The organism is Clostridium pascui, from assembly GCF_016908015.1.
GTDB lineage: Bacteria > Bacillota > Clostridia > Clostridiales > Clostridiaceae > Clostridium_AK > Clostridium_AK pascui.
In genome coordinates, this window is record NZ_JAFBDB010000005.1 from 177215 (window position 1) to 203565 (window position 26351).

The following is a 26351-nucleotide window of genomic DNA, read 5'->3' on the forward strand; positions in this document are numbered from 1 at the left end:
CAATTTCCTTTTGTTTTGCCTATTCCATGGATTTATTATTTACTTTATGTCATCCATTATATGTTAATCATTTTATAATCCACCTAAGCCATTTTACCAAGTTTTAATCCATCTAAGACTTTTATAATTTCCTTTAAGCTTTTATCCATGCTTATTTCCACCGCACCGGTTATAGCCCCCTCTACTAAAGCTGTATCTATTATCTTAACTTTATCCTTTTTATCTTCTGATAAAAATTCTAGTGCCATTTCTGCATTCATTAGTGCACTTCCAAGATCAAATAATATTACAACTCCGTCCTCTGAATATACCTTATTTATTCCTTCAGATATAATATCTATATCTGTTCCAATACTCCCATCTTTAGTTCCACCTGATGCTGATATGGATACCTCTGGAGCCATTTGTAGTGCCAATTCTCTAACCCCTTCAGCAATTTTTTTACTGTGAGATATTATAACCATTCCTACCATATATAACACTCCTGTCTTTTAAATAACAACTAATAAAACAAATAATAATTTCTACAAAATCTTATTTTATTAAGAAATGAAATTCAATCTTACTCATTATCTATTGCTTATTTATTATTATTTATAAAGTATTTGTATATTTCATTTAGCATCAAATAACTTGAAGTTGCTCCTGGATCTTGATGTCCTATGCTTCTTTCTCCTAAATATGCCGCTCTTCCCTTAGTTGCAATTATAGATTTTGTATGTTCTAATCCTTTAAGTGCTTCATCCTTCATATTTTCTAGAGCTTTTTCGTCAATTAATCCATCATCCTTTGATTTTACAAGTGCATTTAATGCAGGTTCTATGACGTCTATCATGGTCTTTTCCCCTGCCTGAGACTTTCCTCTAACCTTAATTCCTTCTAATGCAGCTTGTAACATGTTTATAAGATCATAAATATCCATATAATCCTTATCTATAGCCATAGAAGCTTTCATAAATGCAGTACCATATAAAGGACCAGATGCTCCCCCTACATTTGAAACTAGTGTCATACCTGTGATTTTTAAAATCTCCGATATACTTTCAGTATTTGTTTCATTTAATTTTTTTATTACTGCCTTAAAGCCTTTACACATATTTATACCATGATCTGCATCACCAATATTTGCATCAAGTTCTGTTAGAAATTCCTTATTTTCTGCCATTACTTTAGCGATGTTTTTTATAGTTTCTTTGACTTCATTTGCCCCTATCTTCAAGCCATTCACTCCCCTTTAAGTAACTCTGCTTATAATATAATTCTTGCTTCCTAATTACCTGATTTTAATGTCTAATTTTTAGTAGCTCACTTATCTTTACAAACTATTACTTAAAAGCAACAGTATTGGCTGGAGCATCCAATAGTTTTTTAAGTTCATCATCAAGCTTTAGCAGTGTTATAGAGCATCCTGCCATTTCTAATGATGTCATAAACTCTCCTACATATGTCTTATATATATTTATCCCCTTTTCATTTAGTATTTTCTGAACTTTATTATTCACTATATACAATTCCATAAGTGGTGTTGCGCCAAGGCCATTTATCATCACTGCAACTTCTTCTCCTAAAGAAACTTTTAAATTACCAAGTATTTTATGGAGTAATTCTTCTGTTATTTTATCAGAGGTTTTCAAAGTTTCCCTATAAATACCTGGCTCACCATGTATCCCAACCCCTATTTCCATTTCATCGTCTTTTAATGTAAATGTAGGCTTTTTGACTTCAGGAACTATACAAGATGTAAGTGCAACTCCCATACTGCCCAAGTTTTTTATAACTTTTTTTGCAATATTTTTTACTTCCTTGAGACTTGCCCCTTCTTCTGCTTTTGCTCCTGCTATTTTATGCACAAATACCGTTCCCGCAATCCCTCTTTTTCCTATAGTATAAGTGCTATTCTCCACTGCTACATCATCATCTACTATGACACTTTCAACTTTAATACCTTCCATTTCTGCCATATCCTTGGCCATTTCAAAATTCATTACGTCTCCACTATAGTTTTTTATTATAAGTAAAACTCCCTTATCAGATTTCACAGCTTTTATGGCTTCATAAACCTTGTCTGGTGTTGGTGATGTAAATACCGAACCGCATACAGCAGCATCTAACATTCCATATCCCACATATCCTGCATGAGCTGGTTCATGTCCACTTCCACCTCCACTTACTAAGGAAACCTTTTCATTGCCAATTATATTATATCTTATTATAATGTTTTCTCCATCTATTCTTTTAATATCTTTTGAATGAGCGGCTACCATTCCATTTATCATTTCTTCTACAACCTGCTCTGAATTGTTTATTAACTTTTTCATATTTCCCCTCCCATATTCCAAAACGAATTTATGATTTTATATTATGAAATTTCAACTCCATAATAAGATATCCTTTATTTTTACTATGTATTACTAAAATTTTATAATACGTGTGTAACACTTTCCATTTACTGATACTATACTATACATGGAAAATAAATTATACAAATTTGAATTAATTTTTTTAAATTAGTTTGATATTTCCCTAATTTAACTTTATTATACTCTTGTAATTTCTGAAATAAGTAACATACTAATAGTAAGTATAATTCTTATATGTTGAATTAAGAATATTTTTAATTATATAAATTTGTTAAAAAACCTTATATTCTTTGTTAATATGTTATATAATTCATAATCGAACTATAAATTTATTAAAGTAAAGGGGGTTATTTATTTGGACATTAATTTGATTGGTGTACCACTATTTTATGGCTGCGATAAAAAAGGCGTAGAATTTGGTCCTAAAAAATTAAGAGAAAAAAATATAGCATCTGTATTAAACAAATATCATAACGTATACGATTTAGGCGATTTATATGTGCCGCAGGTATTGGAAGCTGCGAAGTACGAACATCATCCTAAAATGAAATATTTAAAACCTATTATCGAAGTAAATACTAATCTTGCACAACAGGTATATGCATCTTTAAGTTCCGGAAGTTTCCCCCTTGTTATTGGTGGTGACCATTCATTAGGACTTGGAAGCATATCAGGTGTTAGTAAATATTACAAAAATTTTGGTGTTATATGGGTAGACGCGCACGGAGATATAAATTCTTATTTAACTTCTCCTTCAGGTAATATTCATGGAATGCCTCTTGCAGCTGCAATGGGAGAAGGTTTTGATGAACTAACCAATTTATATTTTCATGGAACAAAAGTTAAGCCTGAAAATGTATTTATAATTGGTGCAAGAGATTTAGATAAAGGTGAATGTGAACTTATTGAAAAGCTAAACTTAAATGTGTATTCTACTTCTAGAGTTCGCGAAGAGGGTATGAATTTCATAATTCAAGATATTTTAGCTAAGCTAAAATCCCAAAACGTGGAAAATGTTCATTTAAGTTTTGATATAGATTGTATTGATTCTTTACTTGTGCCTGGGACAGGTACTCCAGTTGGAGATGGTATGACCATAGGCGAAGCTAAAACTGTATTAAAATGTCTTGGAGAAAGTAGATTAATAAAATCAATGGATTTTGTAGAATTAAATCCAGAACTTGATAAAAATGATGCTACTGCAAATTTAAGTATAGATTTATTAAATTGGGCGTTTAAATATATTAGATAGAAATTATAAAACAATTTTTATAATTTCTAGTCACTAATCGCTAATTTCTAGTATTTAAAGTTGTACTTATAAAGCTTCTAGAGATTAGCGATTATAAATAAAACTCAATTTAATTTTACTACAAAATCCTTTTCAAATTACATACTACAAATTTTGAATATAATTATTGCTTCCCTCATATAAATAACTTCCAAGCACAGCGCCTGCATCTATATTCCCTATAGACTTATCTCCATAAAAGGCTGCTCTTCCATGTACTGATTTCATAATTTTTGTATTTTCCACACCTTCCCTTGAAGCCTTATATGCCTCATTAAAAGCTTCTTGCAGGTTTTTTCCTCTATTTTTACTTTCTATCAATGCATCTAAAGCCGGAAATAAGGAATCTAATATCGTTTTATTACCTCTTTTTGATTTTCCTCTTTCCATCATTCCATTTAATGCTGATTTATTTGCTTCTATTATATCTTCTAAATCAATTTCCTTTTTACCCTTTAAAGCTTTTCCACCTTTAATCATTCCAGTAGCCACTAATGTCCCAAGGGTTGAAGGAGCTTCATCCGCCATAATCATTCCAGCCTTCATAATGAACATCCCAATGTCTTCTATATTTAAATTATCTAAAGCCTCAGTAATTTTGTTAAAACCAAAGCTCATGGTTATGCCTAAGTCTCCATCTCCCATTATTCCATCTAGTTCTATAAGATATGCCTTATTTAAATCCACCACATCTCTTATAGATTTAAATATACTCTTTATGTCATTTCCATTTAATTTATCCATAATGTACCCTCCTCAGATATTAACCTTGTTGAAAAAATGGCGAATATGCGGGAGCATCTAATAATTTCTTTAATTCACCATCTAATTTTAGTATGGATACAGACATACCTGCCATTTCCATAGAAGTTGCAAACTCTCCTATATATGGTCTATGAATATTTATTCCTCTACCTTTTAGACTTTCATAAATCTTTCTATATATTATATATAGCTCTTCTTTGGGAGTTGCACCAAGCCCATTAACTAAAACAGAAATATCGTCCTCAGGCTTTAGCTCAATATCTTCTGTAATTTTATCTATTATTAAAGCAGCTATTTCATCTGCGTTCATCATTTTGGTCCTATTTATTCCTGGCTCACCATGTATGCCCATACCTATTTCCATCTCATCTTCTGCAATAGAAAAAGTAGGTTTCCCTGCCTCTGGAACAATGCATGGAGTTAAAGCTACACCTAGAGTTCTTGTATTTTCTATAGCTTTATCTGCTGCTGCCTTAACCTCTTCAAGGCTTGCCATTTCTTCTGCTTTAGCACCTGCTATTTTATAAGCATAAAATAGTCCTGCAACCCCCCTTCTTCTATTTTCTTCTCCCTTTGGAGCTGAAGCTACATCATCACAGACAATAGACTGACAAACTTTTATTTCTTCCACTTCAGCCATTTCTTGAGCCATTTCAAAATTCATAGTATCTCCACCATAGTTTCCATAAAGGCATAAAACTCCGCTTCCTTTGTCTACAGCTTCTATAACATTTAACATCTTTTGCGCACTAGGGGATGCAAATACATTACCTACTGCCACTCCATCTAAAAGTCCCTTTCCTACATATCCTAAAAACACTGGTAAGTGCCCTGAGCCTCCTCCGGTCACTATTCCCACCTTACCATCTTGAACCTTATCATTTCTAACTAAGCACCTTAAATCTCCATTTACAGCCTTTAAATCCTCACCATGAGCACAAAGTATTCCTTCTATAGTTTCATCCACAAAATTTTTAGCTTCATTTATTATTTTCTTCATTTTATAATCCCCCTGATATTATTGATTTCTAACAAACTAGCTTCTAGCTACTTCTTTGTTATAACCATGTGACAGCAGTCATCTCCATGAGATAATAATTCTGGAAATTCTAGTTTAAGCTCTTGGAAACAACTTACAATTCCAAAGTCTCCATAACTAGCTAATTTGCAAAGTGTTTTTATTTCTTCTGATGAACATCCAAGTTTTTTCCAAGCTTCTACAAGTGCACAATGCCTAAACTTTAATTCTCCTACTTTCTCTTCACTTTTTACTCTTTCCATAGCAAAAGCATGGAAGCCTGGACCTTCAGAAATCTTATTTACAAGTTCCCCCGCATTTTTAGCATCAGCCATTCTTTTACCCTTCATCTTACCGAACTCTGTTATAGCATCATAGGCCATTTTTTCTGTATCTATTCCCTGTTTCTCCGCAGCTTTAAGTAAGAGATAAAACCAAGTAGCTCTATCTTGTATAGCTGCTCTCACAGCTTCAGTTAATTCGCTTTGAGTATATAACTTTTCTTCCATAATAAACCCCACCTTTATTTTATTAAAATTTTATTTTTATATAATTTTTTATTTATATCTTTAATATAGAATTATATTTAACTGTTAGTTTCTGATACCTTTAGTCTTATTCTTAACACGAAACCTCTCCAAGGTATGCTTGTCTTACCATATCACTATCTAATAGATTCTTTGCTGTATCTGATAAAGCTATTTTACCTGTCTCAAGTACATATCCCCTGTCTGCAATCATAAGTGCCATTCTTGCATTTTGCTCAACCAACAAAATAGTTGTTCCCATTTTATTTATTGCTTTTATTAGCTCAAATATATTTTGAACAATTATTGGCGCTAGTCCTAAAGATGGTTCATCTAAAAGAAGCAGCTGCGGCTTCGCCATCATAGCTCTTCCTATAGCAAGCATTTGCTGCTCTCCACCAGATAACGTTCCGGCTATTTGCTTTGTTCTTTCCTTTAATCTTGGAAAAAGAGTAAATACCTTTTCAAGCCCTTCTTTTTCTTCTTCTTTAGTCCTTATAAAGCTGCCCATTTCAAGATTTTCTAAAACAGTCATCCTAGGAAAAACTTGTCTCCCTTCTGGTGACATACTGATTCCCATTTTCACAATGTGATTTGTATTTTTATTTGTTATATTTTCACTTTTAAATTGAATTTTCCCTTCAGTTGGTTTAATTAAGCCACATATTGTTTTCATGGTAGTCGTTTTTCCAGCTCCGTTACTTCCTATTAAAGTTACTATTTCTCCCTTTTCTATATATAAATTAATTCCTTTTACTGCTTTTATATTTCCATAACTTACATGAACATTATTAAGCTCTAAAATAGGCATATTTAAACCCCCTTTCCTAGGTAGGCTTCTATAACCTTTTCATTGCATTGAATATCCTTTGGGAATCCTTCAGCAATTTTTCGTCCATGATCTATAACATAAATTCTTTCGCATATATTCATAACAAGTTTCATATCATGTTCAATTAAAAGCACTGTATTTCCTAGCTTTTTAAGCCTCCTTATAAATTTTTTTAACTCTTCAGTTTCATTTTCATTCATCCCTGCAGCTGGCTCATCTAAAAGTAAAATCCCTGGATTGCTAGCTAGTGCCCTTGCTATTTCAAGCTTTCTTTGCTCACCATAGGGTAAATTTTTAGAGAGCTCCTCACTTTTATTATTTAAATCAACCATTTCTAATATTTCTAAAGCCTTTTTTATATTTTCTTTTTCTTCTACCTTATACCTTTTAGTTCTTAATATAGCATCAAAAGTGTTACTTTTGCATCTACTGTGAAGACCAACAAGTACATTTTCTATTACAGTCATTTTCCCAAACAACCTTATGTTTTGAAAAGTTCTAGCAAGTCCACATTTAGTAATTGTATAAGGTTTTAGTCCTGTTATATGATTTCCCTCGTAGATAACTTCACCAGTAGTTGGAGTATACATTCCTGTAAGAATATTAAATAATGTAGTCTTTCCTGCTCCGTTAGGTCCTATAAGCCCTATTATTTCATTATTATCTATATACATATCGATATTTTCTACTGCAACTAATCCGCCAAATTTTTTAGTTATATTATTAATCTCTAATTTATGCATTCTTCTCTACCTCCTCTTCTTTATCATTTTTATTGGAGGTCATCTTATTTAATATCTTAGTAAAATTTATATCCCCAAATAATCCTTGAGGCCTTACAAGCATCATGACAACTAGCACTATACCATAAAGCACCATCCTATATTCCTGAACACTTCTAAGTATTTCAGGTATAGATACTAATACCAATGCTCCTATTATAGTTCCTGGTATGCTTCCCATTCCTCCAAGTATAACCATGCTTAATATTTGAATTGATTCATCAAACGTAAAGCTTTGTGGGTCAATAAAAGTTACATAGTGCGCATAAAAGCTTCCTGCAAGCCCAGCAAAGAAAGCTGATATAGTAAAGGCTAAAAGTTTATATTTAAATATGTTTATCCCCATAGCCTCTGCTGCTATATCATCTTCTCTAATAGCTATCATTGCCCTACCTGTTTTTGAGTTTATAATATTTTTCATAATAAATATTGTAATTACAATTAAAACCACAATTAAATAATAATAATCTCTATCCTTTTCTATTATAAATCCAAAAATCCTAGGACTTGGTATTCCTGGAAGTCCTAAAGGCCCACGTGTTAAACCCATCCAATTTAATTCTATGATTCTTGCAATTTCACAAAATCCTAAGGTTACTATTGAAAGATAAGAACCTTGAAGTTTTAATGTAGGAGATCCTAATAAAACTCCAAATATAGCAGCCATAATTCCCCCGCAAGTTGCTGTTATTAAAAATGAATACCCAAACTTTAAAGAAAGTAGTGCTGATGTATATGCACCTATTCCATAAAAAGCAGCATGTCCTAGAGAAACCTGTCCTGTAAAACCAGTAAGTAAATTTAAACTAAGTGCTAGTACTATATATATTCCACCTAATATAAGTATCCTCATAATATAGGAAGAAAAATTAAGCAGCGGTATTGAAACTACTAATAATATAAATAAAATCATACAAAACTTTTTATATTTTAAAATACGTTCCATAATTTTTCCCAAAGTAGATTTCACATTTCTCACCTACACTTTCTTTGGAGCCTGTTTGCCCATGAGTCCAGTTGGTCTTATGATAAGAACTATTATAAGGATTGCAAAAGCTATGGCATCTCTATATCCTGCATGAACATAAGCCGCTGCTAAGGTTTCAATAACTCCAATTATAATGCCTCCAAGCATTGCTCCTGGAAGTACCCCTATACCTCCTAAAACTGCTGCCGCAAAGGCTTTCATTCCTACCATAAATCCCATCATAGGATCCACTGTTTGATAGTACATTCCAACCATTGTTCCAGCCACTGATGCAAGAGCTGAACCTATAAAAAATGTTAAGGATATTATCACATTTACATTAATGCCCATAAGCATTGAAGTTTCTGTATTTTGAGCAGTTGCTCTCATGGCCTTACCTATTTTAGTTTTATTTACAATAAACTGTAGGGCAGTCATTAAGAATATGCAAATACAAAATATAATTATTTGAAGGTAGGTGAGTTTTGCATTTCCTAAATTTATTCCCCCTAAATCTAAAATCATAGGAAAATTTTTTGTTTCAGACCCCCATATCATCATGATAAAGTTCTGTAAAAATATAGATACACCTATGGTACTTATTAATGACGTAACCTTTGGTGCATCTTTTTTTCTTAGAGGATATAACGCTATTTTATCAATTATTATTCCAAGTATTCCTGTAAGAAGTATACTTAATGTAAAGCTTAGAAAGAAATTCATATGAACTGAAGTTAAAAGCATTAGAGTTATAAATGCACCTGTCATATAAACAGAACCATGGGAAAAGTTAACTAATTCAAGTATTCCGAATACCATTGTGTATCCTATTGCAACTAGTGCATAGGTACTTCCTATTGTAAGTCCATTGATTAATTGTTGAAGTATCATCTACACTCCCCCATCACTTAGTGCTATCGCATAAGAAGATACCAGGAATTAGGTACAAGGAAGTACATAGATTTGCACAAGCAAAATTACATCCATTTCTAGCTCCTAACTCCTTTATCCTATTTCCTAATTTTTAAGTTATTTTTTAGTATCAACTAGATTAAACTTTCCATCTTTTACTTGTAAAAGCACCATAGTCTTTATTACATCTCTATTTTCATTGAAGTTAGTAATACCAGTAATTCCATCATAGTCTTTTATATTTTGAAGAGCATCTCTTAATTTTGCTCTGTCCGATCCTGATACTTTTAAAGATTCAGAAATCATTCCTAGTGAGTCGTATGCTTGCGCTGCAAACTGATCTGCATCTGATCCATAAGTAGTTTTAAACTTTGTTAAGAAACCCTTAACCTTTTCACTTGGATCTCCTGGGAAGAAATTACTTGTAAGATACATTCCTTCTACTGATTTTCCTGCAAGCTTTATTAGTTGTTCGTTGTTTAATGAGCTTGTTCCAATCATCTGAATATCATAATTAAGTTGTTTTATTTGTTGAGTTATCATACCTGCTTCTGAATACATAGCTGCTAAAAATAATATATCTGGGTTTGTTCCTCTAATTTTAGTTATAGTAGGTGTAAAGTCCTTTGTTTGTCCCCCTATAAATGTTTCTTCTGCAACTATCTTGCCGCCAAACTTTTCAACCCCTTGTTTAAAGTAATCCTTTGCAGTAATTCCCCAGTCATTGTTTATATATATTATTGCTACATTCTTTTTACCTAAGAATTTCACAGCATATTCTGCAGCAATAGGGCCTTCAATTTCTTGGGTATTTACATTTCTAAACATGTAAGTTCCTTGTTTGGTAAATTGAGGATGTGAAGATGTAGGAGACAGCTGAACTATTCCAGCCTTTTGATATATTGGTGCTCCTGCTAGGCATGCGGTACTTGCAAAGTTACCTACGACAGCTAAATAATCCTTATTAGAAGCTATCTTTTGAGCAATATTTGCAGCCTCCTTAGGATCATTCTTGTCATCTAACATTTCTAGTTTTATTTTTACCCCATTAACTCCACCTGCATCATTAATTTCTTTAGCTTTCATTTCAGTTCCTCTTTTGAAAGCTTCCCCATACTGTGCATAATCACCTGTCATTGGGCCTACTACAGCTATTTTATACTCTGACACCTTAGACTCTTGCTTTCCACCTTGATCCTTATTTCCTCCACATCCCGTAAGCACTACTGAGGTTATAATCGTCATCGCTGCAGCAATAGCTAATATTCTTTTAGTTCTTTTCATAAATACCCTCACTTTCCTTATTAATTATTTTTCTAAAACTACAATTAAATATAAAAACTATTTCTCTCTATCTTTTTCGTGCACCCCCTAAATATAAACCCTATTTAAAAAATAATATGAAACTTTATATAATTTTATGATTACTACATTAATTCTTGCTTGTTTTATCTACCCTATTTTTAAATTTATATATAATTAGTAATCTTTTATTATATTAAAAACCACTATAAGCATACTATATAAAAAATAGACTATTAATAAAGTAATAAAATATTTAAGAAGAAGGGAGAAGATTTAATATGATAATTGGATTACCTAAAGAAATAAAAAATAATGAAAATAGAGTTGCACTAACACCTTCTGGTGTAGGCATATTAGTTAAGAATGGTCATACTGTTTTAGTAGAGACCTCTGCTGGTGTAGGCAGTGGTTTTGAAGATGACCATTATATCTCATCAGGTGCTGAAATACTATGTGATAAAAAACAACTGTTTGATAACTCAGATATCATTGTTAAAGTAAAAGAACCACTTGATAGCGAATATAACCTTTTTAAAGAAGGCCAAAGTCTTTTCACCTATCTTCACTTAGCTCCAAATCCAATACTTACAAAAGCTTTATTAGATAAAAAAATTACAGGCATAGCTTATGAAACCGTTCAGTTAAGCAATGGCTTTTTACCTCTTCTAGTTCCTATGAGTGAGGTAGCAGGAAGGATGTCAATTCAGATAGGAGCGAATTTACTTCAAAAATATAATGGTGGAATGGGAATACTTCTTGGTGGTACAACAGGAGTAGCTCCTGCGGAAATAGTTATAATTGGTGGTGGAGTTGTGGGAACTAATGCCGCAAAGATGGCCATAGGTATTGGTGCCAGAGTAACAGTTCTTGATATAAACAGCCACCGCTTATCTTACCTTAGTGATATATTTGGCAGCAGAATTACTACTTTAATGTTTAATGAATACAATTTAGCCAATGTAATAAAGAATGCAGATCTATTGATAGGTGCAGTTCTTGTCGCTGGAGCCAGTGCGCCAAAAACAGTAACAGAAGAACTGGTAAAAGCCATGAAGAATGGCTCTGTAATTGTAGATGTGGCCATAGATCAAGGAGGTTCCATTGAAACAATTGATAGAGTCACTACACACGATAATCCTTCTTATGAAAAACATGGTGTTATTCATTATTCTGTAGCTAATATGCCTGGAGCCGTTCCTAGAACATCTACCTTAGCGCTGGAGTCCGCAACTCTTCCTTATTTAGTTCAGATAGCAAATAAAGGATTAAAAAAGAGTTTATTAGAAGATTCCTCTTTATTATTAGGCTTAAATACTTATAATGGATATATAACAAGTAAACCAGTAGCAGATAGTCTTAAAATGAAATATACAGATCCATTGTCATTATTATAATTTTAAAAGCCATGTATTTTATAGATACATGGCTTTATAATTAATCTGAAAAATTTATATATTAAATTACCGAGTTTTAACGTATGAAAGTAAATTTTCTTTTTATCAACTAGTCAAAGCTTTACTCACAGCTTTTTAAAGTATCTCCCATAACAAGCAGCATGATATTATTTCCCCTACCTGCTCTATTTTGCGGTTTTGTAGAGGCTATATCTAATTTCGTTTCATTTTCATGCTTAGATATTAATTGTAATTCCTGCAACTCGTCATCTATCACAGCTCCAAATAAAACTTCATCATCATCTTTTAAACTTATACCTGTAACTCCAGAAGCAACTCTCCCCATAGGGCTTACAGATTCTTTATCAAATCTTATACACATAGCTCTTTTAGTTATTATTATAATATCATTTTTTTCATCAGAACTAGCAAAATCTATAGCTAATAGTGCATCATCTTCTGACTTAAATTTATATGTAGTAGTTATGCTATAATCTTGGTTAAACTCCTGCAAAGAAGTTTTCTTTATTAGCCCATTTTTAGTAAAGAAGAAGACCTCATCAAACTTTGTTTTTGAACTTAGAGCTATCACATTTAAAATATTTACCTCTTTCAAATTAATCTGCATCATTTCAAGCAGGTTTATGGATTTATCTGGTATATTTTCAAGCATAAAAGCTGGTATTCTGATAACTTCTCCATTACTTAAAAATAAAAGAATTTTATCTAAAGAGTTAGTACTTATTTTAAAATCATACTTTTTAATTCCATTCTTAAACTCTCTTAAATTACCATCCTTACCTAACAGCAATTGGAAACTTTTAAATTCATAGTTTTCTACAACTTCTATTTCAACTACTTCATCTTGAGGACTTAAGTTAAACATTTGCTGAGGCAGTATATTTCTATCCACTTCCTCAAGCTTTGGCTCTTCTAATGTAAAGTTAAGCCCTAAGCTGGTTTTGACATGGATAAACTGTTCTTCCCTATATCTATCTATTAAGTACGTCTTAATTAATTTGTCCTCATTTTTAAGTTTAAGCGCCATAAGTTTAGTGTAATTTGTACTAAATTTATCTAATGGAGTCTTTTTAATTCCTCCTGTAGAAGTGATAAACATTATATCCTTTTGATAAGCAAAATTATCTATTCCATAAGCATCGATTATCTTTTCTTCTTCTAAATTTATTCCCTTTATGATGTCATCTATCTTTTCACCTTTTTCTTTCCACTTCATTTCAGGAAGAGCTATAGTTCTTATTTGATACATATTTCCTTTATCCGTAAACACTATAAGAGTATCCCTTGTATTCACAAATATTAAGAACTTATTATAATCTCCTTCTCTATACTCAATTTCATCCACATCAGTATTTGAACGATTATAGGTTTTAAGGGGAACTCTTTTTATAAAACCTTCATTAGATAAGGTAATTACTACGTCTTCTTCTACTATTATTTCTTCTATATCAATTTTGGCCTCTTCATCATCTTCTACTAAACTTGTTTTTCTATCATTTCCATACTTATCTCTTATTTCAATAAGCTCTTCTTTTACTACACTTAAAAGTTCTTTTTCACTTTCTAGTATTTTCTTTAACTTTTTAATTTTTTTGTCAAGCTCTTTATATTCTTTTTCAAAAGCTGTTATTTCAAGCCCTGTAAGTCTATAAAGCATAAGTTCAAGTATAGCTTCAGCTTGAATATCTGTGAACTGAAATTTATCTATAAGATTTTTTTGTGCATCTTTTTTAGACTTGGATGCTCTTATAGTCTCAATAATTTGATCCATTATACCTATTGCTTTAATAAAACCTTCTACTATATGAAACCTTTTTTCCGCTATTTCAAGTTCTCTCTTAGTTCTTCTTGTTATTACATCCTTTTGGTGGTTTACATAGTGATTTATTATACTTTTAAGCCCTAATGTTTCTGGCTTTCCATTTGCTAATGCTACCATATTAAAACTTAAATTACTTTGCATATCTGTTTTTTTATAAAGATATTTTAGAACCTTTTCTGCCATATCTTCATCTATAGATTTCTTAAATTCTATAACAGATCTTATTCCTGTTCTATCTGACTCATCCCTTATATCACTAATAGGCTCTAGTGCCTTTGAATGTCTTTTATCAGCAGTCATAATAGATATGGTTTCCAAAAGCTTTGCTTTATTTTTTCTATATGGAAACTCTGTTATAACTATTCCAAGTCTTCCATTTTCAAGTCTTTCAATTTTTGCCTTTACTCTTAAAGTTACCTTTCCAGTACCTGTTTCATATGCACTTTCTAATGAATTTTTACCTATTAGTATACCGCCAGTAGGCAAATCTGGTCCTTTTATATACTTCATAAGCCCTTTAGTATCTATATTTGTATCATCTATGTAAGCTAAAGTACCATCTATAACTTCTTTTAAATTATGAGGTGGAATGTTAGTTGCAAGTCCTACAGCTATTCCAAAGGTTCCATTTACAAGAAGGTTTGGATATCTTGCTGGAAGCACTTCTGGTTCTTTTTCTGAATTCGAATAGTTATCCACCATGTTTACTACATCTTTATCTATATCTTTTATCATTTCCATGGCAATACTTGTCATTCTTGCCTCAGTGTATCTCATTGCCGCTGCACTGTCTCCATCTTGAGATCCCCAATTACCATGTCCATCAATTAGTGGTTCTCTTGTTGCAAAATCTTGAGCAAGGATAACCATAGCATCATAAACTGAGGTGTCTCCATGCGGGTGATACTTACCTAAAATATCTCCAACAATTCTTGCTGATTTATAATAAGGCTTATCAGGGAATGCTGAAAGCTTGTATGCCCCATATATTATTCTTCTATGTACAGGCTTCAATCCATCACGCACGTCAGGCAATGCTCTATCCTTTGCAACTTCCACAGCATAAGGAAGGTAGTTATCTGGCATAGCTTCTTCAAGCGGCGCATTAATTATATTATTATCCTTAGGAATATCTATCTTTTTTGCCATACTCATCCCTCCTAAAATTCTGCGTACTTATACATATAATTTTTTCTAGGTTCTACCACATCCCCCATAAGTAAAGACACCATTTTTTCAGCCTTTGCAGCATCTTCTATGGTAATTCTTTGAAGCGTTCTTGTTTCAGGGTTTAATGTAGTCTCCCAAAGCTGATCTGGGTTCATTTCTCCAAGTCCCTTATATCTTTGAAGTAAATATCCCTTTCCAACTTCTTTTTTAACTTGTTCCAGTTCTTCATTACTATATGCATATTTTACTATGCTTTTCCCCCTGCTTTCCTTATATACCTTATACAACGGTGGCATAGCCATATAAAGATGTCCATTTGCAATTAAAGGCTTCATGTATCTATATATATATGTCATCCATAGTGTTCGAATATGATACCCGTCCACATCCGCATCTGACATTATTATTATCTTGTTATACTTTAAATCTTCTTCTTTGTAATTATCTAGTACACCTGTACCTATAGCTATATTAAACATTTTAAGCTCTTCACTACTTAATACATTTTCAAGCTTTTGCTTTTCTGTATTCATTATTTTACCCTTAGAGGGCATGATAGTTTGAAATCTCCTATCCCTGGCTTGCTTTGCAGATCCTCCTGCTGAGTCTCCCTCAACCACTATAAATTCTGTAAAAGAAGGATCCTTTAAAGTGCATACAGCAACTTTACCTGCCAGTGGTGCTGTACCTCTTCCTATCTTTTTCTTCTCTGCTTCATTTATTTTTTTAATTTTTTCTCTTCTAGATGCTGCTTCTATAGCATTATTTATCATAATAGATGCAACATCTTTATTATCCTCTATCCACTCGGAAAATTTAGTATAGGTTAAATCGTTCATCATGGTATAGGCTTCATTATTACCTAATTTAGTTTTAGTTTGCCCTTCAAACACAGGATTTGAAATTTTTATTCTTATAATCGCAGTCATTCCTTCTCTTAGGTCGTCTCCCTCAAATTCCTTATCCTTTTCTTTAAGTAAATTAAGCTTTTTAGCCCATTCTTTAAATGCTCTTGTCATGCCTGTTTTAAATCCAGTCTCATGGGTTCCTGCTTCTGTAGTTGGAATGTTATTTACGTAACTTGCTATGTTTTCTGTAGTAGAATCCGTAAATTGAATGCACACTTCCCCATACATATTAAGGCCATTTACTTCCCTTTCGCCTTCAAATAATATAGGTGGATTGTGAAGGACAGTTTTACTTTCATTTAGGTAATCCATAAAATCCAAAAGTCCTCTTTCAGAGTGATATACCTTTTCTATTACTTCTTCTTTCCTATTATCGACGAATTTTAAAGTTATTCCTTTATTTTGAAAAGCTAACTCTTGAAGCCTTTGATCTATTACATCAAACTTAAATTCTGTAGTTGAAAACACTTCTTTATCTGCTAAGAATGTAATTTTAGTACCTGTTTCCTTCGTACTTCCTATTACTTCAAGCTTGGTTACAGCTGTTCCTGGCATTTTTCTTTTTGATTGTTTGTCATAAGCATATTCAAATCTTTGTTTATATATATTTCCATTTTGTTTCACTTCAACTTCAAGCCACTCTGAAAGCGCATTTACTACGGATGCTCCAACACCATGAAGTCCTCCTGAAGTTTTATATATAGAATTATTAAATTTACCTCCTGTATGAAGCTCCGTAAATACCATTTCCACTCCAGACTTCTTCTTAACAGGGTGAATTCCTGTAGGTATTCCTCTTCCATTATCCAGAACACTAACAGTTTTATCTTTATTTAAAGTAATTATTGCTGTATCTCCATACCCATTTGATATTTCATCAATGGCATTATCTAAAATTTCCCATATGCAATGATGTAATCCCTTTGTTCCTGTAGATCCTATATACATTCCTGGTCTCACACGAACAGGCTCTAGTTTTTCAAGTGAGGTAAGGGCTGTGACATCATATACTGAAGTATTTTCTATATTTTTTTCCACGTTAATTCCCCCTTGTCACGTCTCAAGTTTAGATTATATCAAAATTTTAAAAATAAAACAAACGTTCCCATTAAAAATGCAAAGCATTTTCTAGTTATCAGTCACCAGAATCCAGCAATCAGTTTGCTAATAGCCAGTAACCAATAAAATTTGATTTTGTTATGTAAAATCTTCATAACTGGCTGCTGGCTACTGCATACTAGTTACTGACTAATTATCACTAAAATTGTTGTGTAACTTTAACAGTTAATATTTCTTCTTACTCTATATCCATAGGCAATTTTTAATATTTCTGCATTTTCCAAGAGATAAGATATATCTTCTGATGCTGCAAATTTCACTCTATTTACCTCATAAATCTCATCATCTTCTCTTTGCTCATCCAGAGCAACTCCAAGACTTGGACCTCCTCAGCCATAGCCTGAAATTTTAATTCTCACCACTTCACTGTTTGATTTTTCTAAGTCTAGTTTAAGTGCATTTAAAACTTCTTCTGATGCCGATATTTTCATAATCTCACCCCAACTTTGTAGTTAGTATCTAATAATTAATATTTAAAACTATACTAATATTTTAAGTTTTATTTGAGTTTTTATACTTTATTTAAAAACAGTAACTAGAACTGACGGCGTAAAATACTAATTGATAAACTTTATAACTATTTTTCATATCAAATGAAATTTATTATTTAGGGTCGTCCTTCTATTTTCACAATTACTTAAAATTTGCATATAAAAATACTAGGGAACTTAATTATTTCCTAGTAAGGAAAGGAGGCGAAATTTATGTCAAGTATCGTTCTTCAATATGTTCTTATAGTATTTCTTGTAGTTGGAATAGCTTACCTGGTATATATATTAAAAGACAAAGGATTAGGTATCAAAGATGACTACTTTGGCATAGCATCCTTTATACTCTCTACCCTATCACAAGATGAAGCTACTCCTGAAAATGTAAAAAAGATAATTCGTGCTGTAGGAAAAGCTGTTGAATATGTAGAGGTTAATTATAAAGATGAAGATAATGCTATGAAAGAAGATACAGCAATGGAACTTTCAAAAGAATCACTTGCTGCATTAAATTTAACAAACCCACTGCCTGAGGATTCTATACGCTATATAGTTCGTTTAGCTGCAGCATTACTTCCTAAAAAGTAATTCACTTTAAGATAATGTTGAACTGACAGTATAAGATTTGCATATTTAATGATACATCTCAGTAGCTTGAGATGTGCTGATTTATAAGGAAATCACAGATTTCTATAAATCATGCAAGCGTTCACTACGCAAAAAAGCTCTAATATTTCTGAATTTAAAACACCTAAGCCTTCTAAACTCGCTTTGCTCAGACAGTAGAAGTCTCTATACGGTGTTTTAAATTTAGAAATAAAGACCTTTTAATGCTTGTTCAATGCTTTCTACAATGCAAATCTTATACTGTATATACAACATTAAAAATATCATTAGAGCCTGCTATAGAAAGAAATTCAGCAAACTGAATTTCAACACTACAATGTTAACTATTTAGTATTAATCATTGGCAAAAAAGAACTCTTTAATTGGTCTAAGTTCCTTATCTCTTTTTACATATTCTATAAATTTAGGATAAATCCTAATTCCCTTTCTCATGTCTTCTTCTGCTTCTTCTAATCTTCCAACATTACAAAGAATACACGCTCTATTATAATATAATGAGCACTCTTCTGGATTATGTTTAATGCCATTACTTAATATTTCTATAGCTTTTTCATATTCTTTTTCAATTTTATATAAAAGCGCTAAGTTCAAATAACTATATCCATAAAATGGTTCTGACTCTATAGATTTTTCGTAATACTCCTTAGCTTCTGAAAGATTTCCAAGTTTTTTATTTATAACTCCTGCATTAAATAATGCTAAATAATTATTACTATTTATGATTAAGGCCGTTTCTATTTCCTCTAGCGCTTCTTCATTATTATTAAGCTCTTCATATATGGACGCTAAATTTACATGTGCCCAAAAATCCATTGGTTGTATTTCTATAGCTTTAAGATAATTTTCTATTGCTACTTCCTTTTCTCCAAGCTCATCATAGGCATTTGCCATAAAAAAGTAGGCTTTCTCATAATCATGATCTATTTCAATGGCCTTTTTATATAAATTTATAGCTTCTGTTAAATCACCCATGTTATCCTTAACCGTTCCAAGACCATAATATGCTCTTGCTTCTTTAGGATTTAAAATTATTGCTTGATTATACATATTTTCTGATTTATCTAATTCATCTACTTCATCATATAAAAGTGCCAGCTTTATCAAAAGTTCTATATCCTTTTTCCCAAAAGATTCATTATAAGCTTTTTCATAAAAACTTATAGATTTTAGGGTTTCCCCTTTTTCTTCAAACATAGATGCTATGTTTTTATAACTCCTATACTTATAATCATTAATCATTTTCTCAACTCCTAGTACATTTTATCTGGCACCTGTTAACTACTATTCTTTAAGTTCTGGTACAACATTTAAAAGTTCTCTTACTTCTTTCGATGTTCTTAATTCATCTAATTTGTTAGCCAATTCCCTACATTTTTCAAACTTTAAATTATTTATTTCTTTTCTGACTTCTAGTATTGAAGACGCATTCATGCTAAACTCTCTTAGTCCCATTCCTATAAGAAGTGGAATAAGTTCCTTTTTCCCGGCCATTTCACCGCACATCCCAACATATTTTCCCTTTTGACTTGCATTTCTTACTATAATATTAATAAGTCTCAGCACTGCTGGATTATAAAAGTCATATAAATATGATACCTTTTCATTCATTCTATCTACAGCTAATGTATACTGCATCAAGTCATTAGTTCCTATACTTAAAAAATCTACCTCTTCAGCTAAAATATCAGAAATTATTGCTGCCGAAGGCACTTCTATCATTATTCCTACTTGTACCTTATCGTCATATTCTATATTTTCTCTTTTAAGTTCTTCTTTGCATTCTTCTAAAAGCTTTTTTGCTTCTCTTATCTCCTCAAGGTTACATATCATAGGAAACATTATTTTTAAATTCCCGTAGTTCGATGCTTTAAGTAGTGCTCTAAGTTGAACTTTAAATATATATTTTGCGCCTAAACATAATCTTATAGCTCTATATCCAAGGAAAGGATTTAATTCATTGTCAATCTTTAAATATGAAAGCTCTTTATCCCCCCCTATGTCCAAAGTTCTTATTATTACAGATTTTTTATTCATATTTTCTAATACTTCTTTATATACATTAAACTGCTCGTCTTCAGTTGGGAGTTTATCTTTAGACATATATAAAAACTCTGTTCTAAAAAGCCCTATGCCTTCAGCCCCATTCTCTAGTGCTGCATTTAAGTCTTCTATAGAACCTATATTACAAGACACCTCTACTTTTATTCCATCCATTGTTTTTGTATCAATATTTTTATATTTAATAAGCTCTTCCTTCAAAATCTGTTGATACCTTATCTTTTCTTTATAATCTTTTAGTATACTTTCATCCGGATTTATTATTATCAATCCTTCATTTCCATCTAAAATTATCAAATCATTATCTTTTGTATTAAGCAAAACCTTCTCCAATCCAACTACTGCCGGCACTCCTATAGTTCTTGCAATGATTGCTGAATGGGATGTAACTCCTCCAATTTCCGTGATAAATCCCAGCACTTTTTCTTTATCTATTTGCGCCGTATTTGATGGAGTAAGGTCATGAGCTATTAAAATACACTTATCCTGTATATTACTAATGGAAATCGTTTTAATCTCCATTAGTATATTTATAAGTCTAATGCTTACATCTCTTACATCAGCAGCTCTTTCCTTCATATACCTATCATCTAAAGTTTCAAATATAGCTGCTATATCTTCTGAAGTAACCTTTACTGCATACTCAGCATTTACATTTTCATATAAAATTTTAGATATTATAACTCCTATAAATTCAGGATCGTCAAGCATAAGTAAATGTGCTTCAAATATTTCCACCTTTTCTTTCCCAAGCTTTTTTTCTGCATTTTCAATAGTTATTTTGAGCTCTTCTTTTGCCTTTGTTACAGCATTCTCTAACCTTTGCTTTTCTTTTTTACTATCATTTACTATTTTTTTAAGTATTTCATATTTATTCTCCTTCAGTAGCAACGCTCTCCCAATTGCAATGCCTGGTGATGCACTTATTCCCCTAAACAAGATATCCCCCCTAAATTAGGTTTTCAACTAATCTTTTATCAATTCTACTTCATATAAATTTGCCAAATTAAGTTTTTAATAATTTTATTATATACATATTTCAGTGAATCTTTCAAATATTTAGTTCATCTATAATCGTTACAAAAGGTTTTTATCAAGAAGACTATGATATCTTATTATTCATTATTAACGACATTTGTTTTTGTATGAAGTACGCAAACTCTATTTGTACGTAATAGAGAGATAATATTAAATTTTCCCATTATTTACTCTTATTTTACTTGAAATTTGTGATTCATGCAGTTTTACCATAAATTGTAACCATGATATTATATATGTATAGGATAAGAAAAACTAATATATATAATTATTTGAAAATTCCAACTAATGTTACAATTTTTCAATCCTTTTACAATTCTGCAACTTATTATATTGTTTGCTATTTGGATTTAATAAATCCAGCAAAATATAATTATATTAAAAGGAGATTAATCAATGAAAAAAGTAGGTCTTATTCCAAAACTAATTATTGCCATTGTACTTGGCATACTTATCGGTGCTTATGCTCCAACAATAATCGTAAGCATACTAGCAACCTTCAACTCCATCTTTGGTAACTTTCTTGGATTTGTAATACCTCTAATCATACTTGGATTCGTTGTGGCCGGTATTGCTGATCTTGGTGATGGAGCTGGAAAGCTTCTTGGAATTACAACTGCTTTAGCTTATGGCTCAACTTTAATAGCAGGATTTATCGCATACCTTACAGCAACCTCACTATTTCCAAGCTTTATTCACTCATCTAAAACTTTAGAAAATGCAGTTAATCCAGAAGAAAAATTACTTGCTCCACTTTTTAAAATAGCTATGCCGCCAGTAATGGATGTTATGACAGCACTTATACTAGCATTTATTTTAGGACTTGGAATTGCTGCAATTAAAAACGAAAAACTTGGAGATACTTTATATAAGATGGCATTTGAATTCCAAAAGATAATTGAAAAAGTTATTTCAGGCATAGTCATTCCACTTCTTCCTATTCACGTTGGCGGTATATTTGCTAACATGACACATGCTGGAGAAGTTTCAAGAGTTCTTTCAGTATTTTGGAAAGTATTTTTAGTAGTTATTGTATTACACTTAATAATAATTTCATTGCAATTTACAATTTCATGTACCCTTGGAAACAAAAACATATTTGATTGCTTGAAAAATCAAATACCTGGTTATTTAACAGCTATTGGAACTCAATCATCCGCAGCTACTATACCTGTTAATTTAAAATGCGCTGAAAATAATGGGGTTTCAAAGGCCATTAGAGAATTTGTTGTACCACTATGCGCAACTATTCATCTTTCAGGAAGTACAATAACATTAACCTGCTGCTCCATAGCAGTTATGCTTCTTAACAATGTATCCTTCACATTTGCACAAATGCTTGGATTCATAATGATGCTTGGCGTTACAATGGTTGCTGCGCCTGGAGTTCCTGGAGGAGCTGTTATGGCGGCACTTGGAATACTTCAATCAATGCTTGGATTCACAGAAGCACAACTTGGTCTTATGATTGCTCTTTACATTACACAAGATAGCTTTGGAACAGCTTGCAATGTATCAGGAGACAATGCCATAGCTATTTTAGTTGATAAAATTTATAGTAAAGATATAAAACAACCTACTGATATAAATTACTCAAAATAATATAAATTGCTCAAAGGAGGAAACAGATAATGCAACTTAGATTAAATTTTGACATGATTAAAAAGGCACAAGAAAATATTAAAGGAGTTGCAAGAAAAACACCCCTTTTCTACTCGAGTACCTTTTCAAATATCACTGGATATAATATTTACTTAAAATGTGAAGATAAACAAAAAACTGGTTCATTTAAGTTAAGAGGTGCATATAACAAAGTATGCTGCTTAACAGAAGAGGAAAAAAAATGTGGAGTTATTGCATCATCTGCTGGAAATCACGCACAAGGTGTTGCATATGCTGCAACTGCATTTGGAGTAAAATCAACTATATTTATGCCCATAACTGCACCAATGGCAAAAGTTAATGCAACTAGAGGATATGGAGCTGAAGTTGTTCAATTTGGAGAAGTTTATGATGACTGCTACAACAAAGCTATTGAAATGCAAAAAACTACTGGTGCAACATTTCTTCATCCATTTAATGATGATGAAGTTATGGCCGGACAAGGCACTATAGCACTTGAAGTGTTTGAAGAACTTCCAGAGGTTGATACAATCATTGCTCCAATTGGAGGAGGCGGACTTATATCTGGCATAGCGGTTGCTGCAAAAGCCCTTAAACCATCAATTAAAATAATTGGAGTTCAAGCTGAAATAATAGCGTCCACAAAGGCTTCACTTGAAGCTGGAAAGGTTACTACAGTTCCTGGAGCCAAGTCACTTGCTGATGGGATATCAGTTATGACTCCTGGTGACAAAACTTTTGAATACATGAAAAGATATGTAGATGAAGTTATAACTGTTACAGAAGATGAAATAGCATTTGCTATGTTTTCATTAATGGATAGATCAAAGCTTATTGCTGAAGGCGCAGGTGCTACCTCACTTGCAGCACTTCTTGCTGGAAAGATCAAGAATGCTGGAAAAAATGTTGTTTCAATAATAAGTGGAGGGAATATTGATATAGCTATGGCTTCTAAGATAATTGAAAGAGAACTTACTAGACTTAATAGAAGAATTTCCTTCGATGTTCAACTTATTGATAGAGTTGGACAGCTCGGTTCACTTATAACACTTATAGGCAAACTTGGCGGAAACATCATAAAAGTAAGACAGGAAGAAAACTGGGATGAAGCTGGTCTTGACTATGCTAATGTGAAACTAGTAATAGCAACTGAATCAAAGGATCACTCAGATAACATTCTAGAGGGTATTAAGAAAAATGGCTATAAATTAATATAAACCAACTTAATCTTTTCTCCCCTTTCTAATTAAGGGGATTTTTTTTATTTAAATTTCTGAAAAATTTCATTTAATAATGTTGACAACAGTGTATATAATGCATATACTGTTATTGTAGTATATATACAGTATATACTACATATACACTTTAAAGGAGTATACTAAATGAATATAATAATTTCCAATACTTCAGGAGAACCAATTTATGAACAAATAGTAAAACAAATAAAAAAACTTATATTTTCAGGAGAACTAAGTGAAGGTGACGCACTACCCTCCATAAGAAACTTGGCTCAAGAACTTAGAATAAGTGTAATTACTACAAAAAGAGCTTATGAAGAACTTGAAAATGAGGGTTATATTGTTACCATGCAGGGTAAAGGCTCCTTTGTAGCTAGTCAAAACAAGGAACTTTTAAAAGAAAAAAGGCTTAGATTAATTGAAGAAAAGCTAGGTGAAGCAGTTAAGGAAAGCAGGGTTATAAACCTATCTTTAGAAGAATTAATCGACATGCTCAGTATCTTATACAATGAAACATATCAAATAGATTAACAAATTTAGGAGGATAATTTTATGAATAATATTTTAGAAGTTAGAGGCTTACGAAAAAACTATAGTGATTTTACATTAAAAGATATAAACTTTTCTTTAGAAAGGGGCTATATTATGGGTTTTATAGGGCCTAACGGTGCTGGAAAAAGTACAACTATAAAACTAATTATGAATCTTATAAAAAAAAACAATGGAGAAATTAAAATATTTGGATTAGATAATGTAGCTCATGAAAAGGATATAAAGCAAAAGATAGGCTTTGTATATGATGAAAATTATTATTATGAGGAGCTTACCATAAATGAAATGAAAAAAATAATTTCTCCATTTTATAAAAATTGGGATGAAAAAAGCTTTCAAAGTTATATTAAACAGTTTGATTTAAACCCTAAGAAAAAAATCAAGGAACTTTCTAAAGGAACGAAGATGAAGTTTTCACTGGCCGTTGCCCTATCTCATGGTGCAGAACTTATAATAATGGACGAGCCGACCTCTGGACTTGATCCTGTTTTTAGAAGAGAAATACTAGATATTTTATACAGTTTAATTCAAGATGAAAATAAGAGTATATTTTTTTCCACTCATATAACCACAGATTTAGAAAAAGTTGCAGATTATATAACTTTTATAAACAAAGGAGAAATAGTGTTTTCTATGCCAAAAGATAATATCCTTGATAAGTATGCCATTGTTAAAGGCAGTAAAAAGCTTTTAGATTTAGATACAAAAAAAGAATTTTTAAATATTAGCGAAAATTCTTTTGGTTTTGAAGCCCTCACAGATAATACTACAAAAATACGAAGTTTATTTAAAGACAATGTTATTATAGAAAGACCTTCTTTAGAAGACATTATGGTTCATACAGTAAAAAAAGTAATATGAGGTGAAATATTATGATTAATCTTATAAAAAAAGATATATTAATTCAAAAAAAAATGCTTCCACTTGTATGTATATTTGTAATTATATTTGCACTAAATAGTCAAGTTAATTCTCGAGGATCTATATATATCCTTGGAGTCACAATAGGATATATATTAACCATTGGAGCTTTAGCATATGATGAAACTTATAAAGGACACATATTAATAAACAGTTTGCCCTTAACCCGTAAAAATGTAGTGATTTCTAAATACCTGTCAATATTTTTCTTCACTGCATTCTCTCTTATTTTTTTAACTTTTATAGCATTAATATTTAATTTTATAGGTATTTCAGGACTTTCAATTAAGTATATATCTTTTGCAGATATAAAGACAATAACAGCAACTGTAATTATATTAAGCAGTATAATGATTCCTTTATTTTTGAAATTTGGAACTAAACTAGGTAAACTTTTTAATTTTATAATTTTCTTTATGTTTTTTAGCATTAGTAATTTTATTATGCAAAATAAAGATGAAACACTTATTAAAGACATATTAAATTTTATTATAAATAATAATGGTGTAAATCTTACTATTATAAGTATTATAATTTTAACTTGTATTTATATTTTATCCATGTATTTTTCTTTTAAAATATATGCTAATAAGGATTTTTAAAGTGGGTGTAT

General features: G+C 31.5%; 23 protein-coding genes. 8 read left to right on the top strand and 15 right to left on the bottom strand.

Going from position 1 to position 26351, the window contains the following annotated elements:
* Positions 1-83: 83 nt before the first annotated feature.
* The 3 genes from dhaM to dhaK form a co-directional block, all read right to left on the bottom strand.
* A complete protein-coding gene (dhaM, locus tag JOC70_RS13345) occupies positions 84-473 on the bottom strand; it encodes a dihydroxyacetone kinase phosphoryl donor subunit DhaM (protein WP_204599394.1) in 390 nt (129 codons plus the stop codon).
* A 107-nt stretch (positions 474-580) separates the two neighbouring features.
* Positions 581-1219 carry a dihydroxyacetone kinase subunit DhaL gene (dhaL, locus tag JOC70_RS13350; RefSeq protein ID WP_279381261.1) on the bottom strand — a complete coding sequence of 213 codons (639 nt, stop codon included), beginning with the start codon at positions 1217-1219 and terminating at the stop codon, positions 581-583.
* Between the two features lie 106 nt (positions 1220-1325).
* The gene (gene dhaK, locus JOC70_RS13355) at positions 1326-2318 is read right to left on the bottom strand and encodes a dihydroxyacetone kinase subunit DhaK (protein ID WP_204599395.1); all 993 of its coding nucleotides are present in this window, start codon (positions 2316-2318) and stop codon (positions 1326-1328) included.
* 397 nt (positions 2319-2715) lie between these two features.
* On the opposite strand from dhaK, the gene rocF reads away from it, so the two are divergent.
* Positions 2716-3612, top strand: a complete 897-nt coding sequence (gene rocF / locus JOC70_RS13360; protein ID WP_204599396.1) for an arginase — start codon at positions 2716-2718, stop codon at positions 3610-3612.
* Between the two features lie 144 nt (positions 3613-3756).
* Here rocF and JOC70_RS13365 read toward each other — a convergent pair whose 3' ends face one another.
* From JOC70_RS13365 to JOC70_RS13400, 8 genes are all read right to left on the bottom strand, one after another.
* A complete protein-coding gene (locus tag JOC70_RS13365) occupies positions 3757-4395 on the bottom strand; it encodes a dihydroxyacetone kinase subunit L (RefSeq protein ID WP_204599397.1) in 639 nt (212 codons plus the stop codon).
* A gap of 19 nt (positions 4396-4414) precedes the next feature.
* On the bottom strand, positions 4415-5416 hold the full coding sequence (locus JOC70_RS13370; RefSeq protein WP_204599398.1) for a dihydroxyacetone kinase subunit DhaK: 1002 nt from the start codon (positions 5414-5416) through the stop codon (positions 4415-4417).
* A 47-nt stretch (positions 5417-5463) separates the two neighbouring features.
* Positions 5464-5943 (bottom strand): L-2-amino-thiazoline-4-carboxylic acid hydrolase, encoded by a 480-nt coding sequence (locus tag JOC70_RS13375; RefSeq protein ID WP_204599399.1) that lies wholly within the window; start codon positions 5941-5943, stop codon positions 5464-5466.
* Between the two features lie 112 nt (positions 5944-6055).
* Complete coding sequence (locus JOC70_RS13380) at positions 6056-6766, bottom strand: ATP-binding cassette domain-containing protein (RefSeq protein WP_204599556.1); 711 nt, start codon at positions 6764-6766, stop codon at positions 6056-6058.
* A gap of 8 nt (positions 6767-6774) precedes the next feature.
* The gene (locus JOC70_RS13385; protein ID WP_204599400.1) at positions 6775-7536 is read right to left on the bottom strand and encodes an ABC transporter ATP-binding protein; all 762 of its coding nucleotides are present in this window, start codon (positions 7534-7536) and stop codon (positions 6775-6777) included.
* Positions 7529-8521 carry a branched-chain amino acid ABC transporter permease gene (locus JOC70_RS13390; RefSeq protein ID WP_243429134.1) on the bottom strand — a complete coding sequence of 331 codons (993 nt, stop codon included), beginning with the start codon at positions 8519-8521 and terminating at the stop codon, positions 7529-7531. Before JOC70_RS13390 ends, JOC70_RS13385 begins: the two co-directional genes overlap by 8 nt.
* Before the next feature lie 33 nt (positions 8522-8554).
* The gene (locus JOC70_RS13395) at positions 8555-9433 is read right to left on the bottom strand and encodes a branched-chain amino acid ABC transporter permease (RefSeq protein WP_204599401.1); all 879 of its coding nucleotides are present in this window, start codon (positions 9431-9433) and stop codon (positions 8555-8557) included.
* Between the two features lie 138 nt (positions 9434-9571).
* A complete protein-coding gene (locus tag JOC70_RS13400) occupies positions 9572-10738 on the bottom strand; it encodes an ABC transporter substrate-binding protein (RefSeq protein WP_204599402.1) in 1167 nt (388 codons plus the stop codon).
* A gap of 299 nt (positions 10739-11037) precedes the next feature.
* Here JOC70_RS13400 and ald point away from each other — a divergent pair, with 299 nt between their 5' ends.
* Positions 11038-12153 (top strand): alanine dehydrogenase, encoded by a 1116-nt coding sequence (ald, locus tag JOC70_RS13405; RefSeq protein WP_204599403.1) that lies wholly within the window; start codon positions 11038-11040, stop codon positions 12151-12153.
* Between the two features lie 121 nt (positions 12154-12274).
* On the opposite strand, the gene JOC70_RS13410 is transcribed toward ald, so the two are convergent.
* The gene (locus JOC70_RS13410) at positions 12275-15145 is read right to left on the bottom strand and encodes a DNA topoisomerase IV subunit A (protein ID WP_204599404.1); all 2871 of its coding nucleotides are present in this window, start codon (positions 15143-15145) and stop codon (positions 12275-12277) included.
* An 11-nt stretch (positions 15146-15156) separates the two neighbouring features.
* Positions 15157-17112 carry a DNA gyrase subunit B gene (locus JOC70_RS13415; protein WP_204599405.1) on the bottom strand — a complete coding sequence of 652 codons (1956 nt, stop codon included), beginning with the start codon at positions 17110-17112 and terminating at the stop codon, positions 15157-15159.
* A 785-nt stretch (positions 17113-17897) separates the two neighbouring features.
* Here JOC70_RS13415 and JOC70_RS13420 point away from each other — a divergent pair.
* Positions 17898-18269, top strand: coding sequence for a hypothetical protein (locus JOC70_RS13420; RefSeq protein ID WP_204599406.1), 372 nt, complete (start codon positions 17898-17900; stop codon positions 18267-18269).
* Between the two features lie 372 nt (positions 18270-18641).
* Here JOC70_RS13420 and JOC70_RS13425 read toward each other — a convergent pair whose 3' ends face one another.
* Positions 18642-19547 carry a tetratricopeptide repeat protein gene (locus JOC70_RS13425; RefSeq protein WP_204599407.1) on the bottom strand — a complete coding sequence of 302 codons (906 nt, stop codon included), beginning with the start codon at positions 19545-19547 and terminating at the stop codon, positions 18642-18644.
* Positions 19548-19589: 42 nt separating this feature from the next.
* Entirely contained in the window at positions 19590-21305 is a 1716-nt protein-coding gene (ptsP, locus tag JOC70_RS13430; protein ID WP_207755313.1) for a phosphoenolpyruvate--protein phosphotransferase, read from the bottom strand.
* 495 nt (positions 21306-21800) lie between these two features.
* Between ptsP and JOC70_RS13435 the strand changes: the two genes are divergently transcribed.
* The 5 genes from JOC70_RS13435 to JOC70_RS13455 all read left to right on the top strand — a co-directional run bounded on the left by JOC70_RS13435 (position 21801) and on the right by JOC70_RS13455 (position 26340).
* Positions 21801-23006 (top strand): dicarboxylate/amino acid:cation symporter, encoded by a 1206-nt coding sequence (locus tag JOC70_RS13435; protein ID WP_204599408.1) that lies wholly within the window; start codon positions 21801-21803, stop codon positions 23004-23006.
* 29 nt (positions 23007-23035) lie between these two features.
* Positions 23036-24244: a threonine ammonia-lyase gene (ilvA, locus tag JOC70_RS13440; protein WP_204599409.1), complete on the top strand. Its 1209-nt coding sequence runs from the start codon at positions 23036-23038 to the stop codon at positions 24242-24244.
* Positions 24245-24409: 165 nt separating this feature from the next.
* Positions 24410-24796 carry a GntR family transcriptional regulator gene (locus JOC70_RS13445; protein WP_204599410.1) on the top strand — a complete coding sequence of 129 codons (387 nt, stop codon included), beginning with the start codon at positions 24410-24412 and terminating at the stop codon, positions 24794-24796.
* A 21-nt stretch (positions 24797-24817) separates the two neighbouring features.
* Entirely contained in the window at positions 24818-25678 is an 861-nt protein-coding gene (locus JOC70_RS13450; protein ID WP_204599411.1) for an ABC transporter ATP-binding protein, read from the top strand.
* An 11-nt stretch (positions 25679-25689) separates the two neighbouring features.
* Positions 25690-26340: an ABC-2 transporter permease gene (locus tag JOC70_RS13455; RefSeq protein ID WP_204599412.1), complete on the top strand. Its 651-nt coding sequence runs from the start codon at positions 25690-25692 to the stop codon at positions 26338-26340.
* The last annotated feature ends 11 nt before the right edge of the window (positions 26341-26351 follow it).